Origin of the sequence: Streptomyces sp. NPDC058000, assembly GCF_042886435.1 — a bacterium.
Taxonomy (GTDB): Bacteria; Actinomycetota; Actinomycetes; order Streptomycetales; family Streptomycetaceae; genus Streptomyces.
This window is the reverse complement of sequence record NZ_JBHVQS010000001.1, coordinates 38,923-45,174: the sequence shown is the minus strand read 5'-3', so window position 1 is coordinate 45,174 and position 6,252 is coordinate 38,923. Positions and strand designations below refer to the sequence as shown.

4 protein-coding genes and 1 tRNA gene are annotated in these 6,252 nt (G+C 71.3%); 3 read left to right on the top strand and 2 right to left on the bottom strand.

Going from position 1 to position 6,252, the window contains the following annotated elements; all coding sequences use genetic code 11:
* Window positions 1-402 precede the first annotated feature (402 nt).
* The 3 genes from ACFVT2_RS00235 to ACFVT2_RS00225 all read left to right on the top strand — a co-directional run bounded on the left by ACFVT2_RS00235 (window position 403) and on the right by ACFVT2_RS00225 (window position 3,624).
* Window positions 403-1,665, top strand: a complete 1,263-nt coding sequence (locus ACFVT2_RS00235) for a DNA polymerase III subunit delta' (RefSeq protein ID WP_390010386.1) — start codon at window positions 403-405, stop codon at window positions 1,663-1,665.
* A gap of 194 nt (window positions 1,666-1,859) precedes the next feature.
* On the top strand, window positions 1,860-3,467 hold the full coding sequence (locus tag ACFVT2_RS00230) for an alpha/beta hydrolase (protein ID WP_390010384.1): 1,608 nt from the start codon (window positions 1,860-1,862) through the stop codon (window positions 3,465-3,467).
* 80 nt (window positions 3,468-3,547) lie between these two features.
* Window positions 3,548-3,624, top strand: a tRNA-Thr gene (locus ACFVT2_RS00225).
* A 451-nt stretch (window positions 3,625-4,075) separates the two neighbouring features.
* On the opposite strand, the gene ACFVT2_RS00220 is transcribed toward ACFVT2_RS00225, so the two are convergent.
* The gene (locus ACFVT2_RS00220) at window positions 4,076-4,747 is read right to left on the bottom strand and encodes a hypothetical protein (protein WP_390010382.1); all 672 of its coding nucleotides are present in this window, start codon (window positions 4,745-4,747) and stop codon (window positions 4,076-4,078) included.
* A gap of 92 nt (window positions 4,748-4,839) precedes the next feature.
* Window positions 4,840-6,219, bottom strand: coding sequence for an AAA family ATPase (locus ACFVT2_RS00215; protein WP_390010380.1), 1,380 nt, complete (start codon window positions 6,217-6,219; stop codon window positions 4,840-4,842).
* Window positions 6,220-6,252 lie beyond the last annotated feature (33 nt).

Genomic DNA, 6,252 nt, shown 5'->3' with positions numbered 1-6,252 from the left:
CCCGCGGCGGGGCCCGGCACCCCCCCCCCCACCGCCGGCGGCCGCCGGGCCATGGCGGCCCCCACGGCCGTTCCCCGTTCCGGGCGCGGGAGGTGTTCGGGCGCGGAACCGGTTGTCAGCGGGTTGTCAGTGGGTTGCACCACAATGGGTAGGGCGCGGGTCGTGACGGACGTGTCCGGGTGGGTGGGGCACGGCGGTCGGACCGCGCGGGTCGCCAGGGCGGGCGTCCAAGGGCGTCCACGGGCGTACGGCGCGGCGACGGGCCTACGGCGGCGGTGCCCGCTCGGCCCCGCCGCGGCACGGCCCGTGCGGCGGTGCGGCGACACGAGCAGCACACGCGCGAGGGGCGCCACAGGGCGCCCTCCGCGCACCACAAGCGGAACGGACAGGACGGCAGCAGCGATGGCGGTATGGGACGACGTGGTCGGCCAGGACCGGGTGACGGAGCAGCTCGCCGCGGCCGCACGCGACGCGGACGCCATCGTGACCGCCGGGAGCGCCGCGCGGGGGGCGCCGGCCGAGGCCGCACCGGAGCGGAGCGGCGCCTCCCAGATGACGCACGCCTGGCTGTTCACCGGCCCGCCCGGGGCCGGCCGGGCCACCGCCGCCCGGGCGTTCGCGGCCGCCCTCCAGTGCGTCAGCCCGGACCGCGCTGCGCTGGCTTCCCCCCATCCCACCCACGCGGGCGGCGCGCCCGGCTGCGGGTTCTGCGACGGCTGCCACACCACCCTGGTCGGTACCCACGCCGACGTCGAGATCGTCCGCACGGACCTGCTCTCCATCGGCGTCAAGGAGACCCGTGAGCTGGTCCGCCGGGCCTCGCTCTCCCCGGCCGGCGGCCGCTGGCAGGTGATCGTCCTGGAGGACGCCGACCGCCTCACCGAGGGCGCCGGCAACGTCCTCCTCAAGGCCGTGGAGGAGCCCGCGCCCCGTACGGTCTGGCTGCTGTGCGCGCCCTCCATCGAGGACGTCCTCCCCACGATCCGCTCGCGCTGCCGCCACCTCTCGCTGCGTACGCCGCCGATCCGCGCCGTCGCCGAGATCCTCGTCCGGCGCGACGGCATCGACCCGGAGGCCGCCGACCGCGCCGCCCGCGCCACCCAGGGCCACATCGACCGGGCCCGCCGGCTCGCCACCGACGAGCGGGCCCGGGCCCGCCGGGCGGCTGTGCTGAAGCTCCCCCTCCGCGTCGACGACATCGGCGGCTGCCTCAAGGCCGCCCAGGAGCTGATCGACGCCGCCGGGGAGGACGCCAAGCAGGTCGCCGAGGAGGTCGACGCCAAGGAGACCGAGGAACTGCGCACCGCCCTCGGCGCCGCGGCCGGCACCGGCGGGCGGATGCCCAGGGGCACCGCCGGCGCCATGAAGGAACTCCAGGACAGGCAGAAGCGACGCTCGACCCGCACCCAGCGCGACAGCCTCGACCTCGCCCTGGTCGACCTCACCGGCTTCTACCGCGACGTCCTCGCCGTCCAGATGGGCGCCTCCGTCCCCCTCGCCAACGACGAGGTCGGCGACAGCGTCCGGCGCATCGCCGGCACCTCCACCCCCGAGCGCACCCTGCGCCGCATAGAGGCCGTGATCGCCTGCCGGGAGGCCCTGGAGCGCAACGTCGCCCCCCTGCTCGCCGTCGAGGCCATGACGGTCGCGCTCCGGGCGGGCTGACCGCCGCACCGCCCGCCACCGGCCGCTCGATCATCACGCACACATCGTTCATCTATGGATACGCTCCGTAGGTGGCCTGGAATCGGGAAACCAGGAGCCGCACCGCCGCCGAGGAACCCACCGCAACGCCGAGGAGCCACCGCCGCCAGGAACGCCACGCAGGCCACCACCGGGAACGACACCAAGGGACCGTCATGCCGCCCAGCCGCCTGTTCCGCTCCACCACCACCGCCGGGGCCGCTGTCGCCGCGGCCCTCGCCCTGCTGATCTCCGGCTGCTCGTCAGGGCCGTCGTCGTCCCCCGGTGGCGCCGGGTCCCCGGGCCATTCGACGGAGTCCGGCGCGGACCGTCCGGCGTCCGCCGCCACCCCGCTCGCCCCGCTCCCGACGGCGATCCCGGCCAACCTCCGTCCGTACTACGACCAGAAGCTGAGTTGGCACGACTGCGGCGTGGCGGGCTTCCAGTGCGCGACGATGAAGGCACCCCTGGACTACGCCAAGCCCAGCCCGGCCACCGACCTGAAGCTCGCGGTGGCCCGCAGGACGGCCACCGGCCCCGGTCAGCGGCTCGGTTCCCTCCTGGTCAATCCGGGCGGCCCCGGTGGTTCGGCGATCGACTACCTCCAGCAGTACGCGCCGCAGCCGGCCGCGGTCCGGGCGCGGTACGACATGGTCGCCATGGACCCGCGCGGCGTGGCCCGCAGCGAACCGGTCGAATGCCTCACCGACCGCCAGATGGACCGCTTCACCCAGACCGACACCACCCCCGACACCCCCGCCGAGGTCAATCAACTCGTCACCGCCTACCGCGACTTCGCCAAGGGCTGCGAGGCCCACTCCGGCAAGCTGCTGCCGCACGTCTCCACCATCGAGTCGGCCCGCGACATGGACATCCTGCGCGCCGTCCTGGGCGACAAGAAGCTGACGTACGTGGGCGCCTCCTACGGCACCTTCCTCGGCGCGACCTACGCCGGTCTCTTCCCGACCCGCTCCGGGCGCCTGGTCCTCGACGGCGCGATGAACCCGTCGCTGGACTCCCGCGCCACCAACATCGACCAGACCGCCGGCTTCAACACCGCCTTCACGGCGTTCGCCGAGGACTGCGTGAAGAAGAAGGACTGCCCGCTCGGCACCAAGAACGCCCAGGACGCCGGCCGGCGGCTCTCCGCGCTCTTCAAGAAGCTGGACGCCCACCCGGCGGACACCGGCCAGGACCGCAAGCTCACCGAGTCCCTCGCCACCACGGGCGTGATCGCAGCGATGTACGACCAGGGGGCCTGGCCGCTGCTGCGCGGGGCCATCACCCAGGCCGAGGCCGGCAACGGCCACGAGCTGCTCGCCCTGTCCGACAGCTACTACGAGCGTGACGCCTCGGGCCACTACGCCAACCAGATGTACGCCAACCCGGCCGTCAACTGCCTCGACCTCCCCGGCGCCTTCACCGGCCCCGACCAGGTCCGCGCCGCCCTGCCCGCCTTCCGCAAGGCGTCCCCGGTCTTCGGCGAGAACTTCGCCTGGTCCGCCCTGAACTGCGCGTACTGGCCGGTCAAGCCCTCCGGCACGGTCCACCGCATCGAGGCCAAGGGCGCCGCCCCGATCGTCGTCGTCGGCACCACCCGCGACCCGGCCACCCCGTACATCTGGGCCAAGGGCCTGGCCGCCCAGCTCTCCAGCGCCACCCTCCTGACCTACGTCGGCGACGGTCACACGGCCTACGGCCGCGGCAGCGACTGCATCGACACCGCCATCAACACCTACCTCCTCGAAGGCACCCCACCCGCCAAGAACAAGCGCTGCACGTGACCCGGCCCACTCCCCCTGACCAGCCCCTGAACCGAGTACAGAGCACCCCCCGCTCCTGTGTAGACTGGGCCGCGCACCACGCCGCCTTAGCTCAGTTGGCCAGAGCAACGCACTCGTAATGCGTAGGTCTCGGGTTCGAATCCCGAAGGCGGCTCCATAAAGGCCCAGGTCAGGGCCATGAAGGCCCTCTGCGAAGATCGCGGAGGGCCTTTTCTCTGTCCAGATGGGAACGCCCTGGGAACGGCGAATTCGGGCAATTCTTCCGTGTCTGCCCTTTTGGGAAGGTTCACTTGGGGGGACCGAGCGAGCCGTGGCCACTGTGCAGTCGTGTTGGAGCGACCGCACGTACGTCGTGCCGGGTGGGCAAGGAAGCCCAGAGACGCGCTCTGAGCGCCGGCGGCGCCACGTCAATGCCAAGATCGCGTGAGCGCGTCGTCCGTAAGTCCGGGCTCGGCCCGAGGTGTCCGATCGTGCGTTCGCTCCGGATCCCGTGATCCCCCAGAAGAGCTGCAGGTCTGGGTGAGTCAGGCTGGGCGACCTGATTGATGGCGACGTTCAGGAGCAACCTACGGATGGGGGATTCGAACGATGGCCCCTTCCCTGAGCGACTACAAGCGGGGTGCTGCGGGGTTCGGGAAGACCGGGCCGACAGAGGCCAGCCATTCCGCCAGAGCAGTGGCCAGCTCATCGCCGAGTGCCGCCGCCGCGTAGGGGAGCAAACCAGCCCGTTCCAGGAACCGCAACACATCGGCGAAGGGTTCGTGGCAGAGGGCGAGAGCGATCTCCTCCGCGCGGTAGTGGTCGCCGTTGAGGAACTCCCGGTGCCAGGAGACGAGCAACTCCCGGCACTTGATGTAAGCGCTCCGCCGGCCCTGCCTGAGCTCGTACCGGTTGAGGCCGAACACCCGGATGGACACCTCTCCCTTGGCTGAGGGCTCTCCGCTGGGTGTGCACGCGCGGTACTTGCCGGTGATCGGGTCCAGCTGCAGATGGTCGGCGGGGTCGTCGATGCTGGGGTCGATGAGCAGGCACTGGCCGAAGTCGTCGCACGGATAGGCATCGCGCTTGAGGTTGCTGTTGCAGCGCGAGCAGGCCAGGAGGTGGTTGTGCCAGCAGAACGTGCGTAGGGGGACACGAGACTTGGGTGCGAAATGATCAATATCCGTGCCCATGCTGTCCAGGCAGTACATGCAGCGCAGCACACCGGGAGCCATCTCTTCCAGCAGCTCGCGGATCACCTTCTTCGCCGTTGCGGCGCGCTGCCATTCCGCGGCGGCCATCTCACCGGTCGCTCCGCCCGCACGGATCTTCTCTGTCCGGAAGTCACATAACTTCCGCAGCCGCTCGGTGGCGAGCGGGCGTTCAAGTGGGATCACCGACCGTCCCCCAGTCGGGCGGCCACCTCGTCCACACGCGCCGCCCGTGAACTGCTCAGCCGCTCGGCCCGCTCACGGTACTCGCGGGCCTCGGCCTCGGTGGCCAGGCCGGCGAAGACCTTCCGCTCCAGAGGGACGAGCCTTCGCCGCTCGTCCTCCGCACGATAGGAATACGGGGACTCCAGACCGAAAAGTTCGGAGAGTGCCGCGTCCTCGCCACTGCCGTACGCGATGCGCTGATACAGCGCATCGTCCACGACCTCGGGCGCGCATCGCTCCTCGGGGCCCGGTAGCCGGATCAGACCGCCGGGGTCCGCGGCCTGGCAGATGTAGGGGCTGTGGCTGGTGACGATGAACTGGATCCGGGGGAAGTGCGTACGCAGCCAGTCGCCGATCCGCCGCTGCCAGGTCACGTGAAGGTGGGCGTCGATCTCGTCGACGATCACGACCCCCGGCATACGGACCACAGGGTGCCCCTCGTCGTCCCGGCCTGCGTCCAGCGTCCCGTACGCGCTCTGCACCTGCCGGACGATGTCGAGGACAAGGGAGGTGATGGTGCGGAACCCGTCGCTCATCTCCCGGAGCGGATAAGCGCGTTCGGTGTCTCCGCCGGGAGCCACCCACAGGCCGTCGGCGTTCACGCGCAGGGCGCGGTAGCCGTCCGGCAGGAGTCCGTCCGAGAGTAGATCCAGGACGGTCTCCAGCAGTTCGCCCGCGTCCCGCTGCTCTTCCAGACTGCGATGCCGCAGTTCCTTGAGCCAGGCGACTCCTTCGGACAGCGAGGCGTCCTCGTGGAAGAGGGAGGCCATGCGGCCAGTGGGCCCCGACGCGAGCATCAGCCGACGTGCCTCGTCGATGCCGCCCGTCAGGCGCCGGAACGGGCCGTAGGCGGCGCAGAACCAGCCCTGAGGCGTGCCGGACGCCCAAGGGCCGCGTGCGGCGATTCGAGATGTGACTTCCTCGATGCCGTACGACTTCAGCTGCGGTTGTGCCGGAATTCCGTAGTGCCGCGGCCCGTCCTCAGGCTCTTCGGGATCCGTCCAGCCCAGCCCCAGGGCGACCGGACCGTTCGGTGCCTCGCCGCGCCCGGTGAGCCGGTCGACGGAGGGGGCGGGCCGGATGTACGCCAGCGCCCACGCGGACCGTTCGCCGCTCGTGATCCAGCCACTGAAGTCCTGCACGAGGTTGCGTGCCACGTGAGGCCCGCCGAGGCACAGGGCCAGAGCGCGCAGGAACGTGGACTTGCCGGAGCCGTTGCGTCCGGCGATCACGGTCCAGCTCCCGCCGTCCGGCAGCGCGGGCAGCGGGAGGTGGTTCACGGCGCGCTCGCCGGTAAAGCCTCTGACGTTCTCAAAGCCGATTGCGGTTACGTACACCTGTCCTCCCCTCCCCCTCATCTGCCTCGTCCG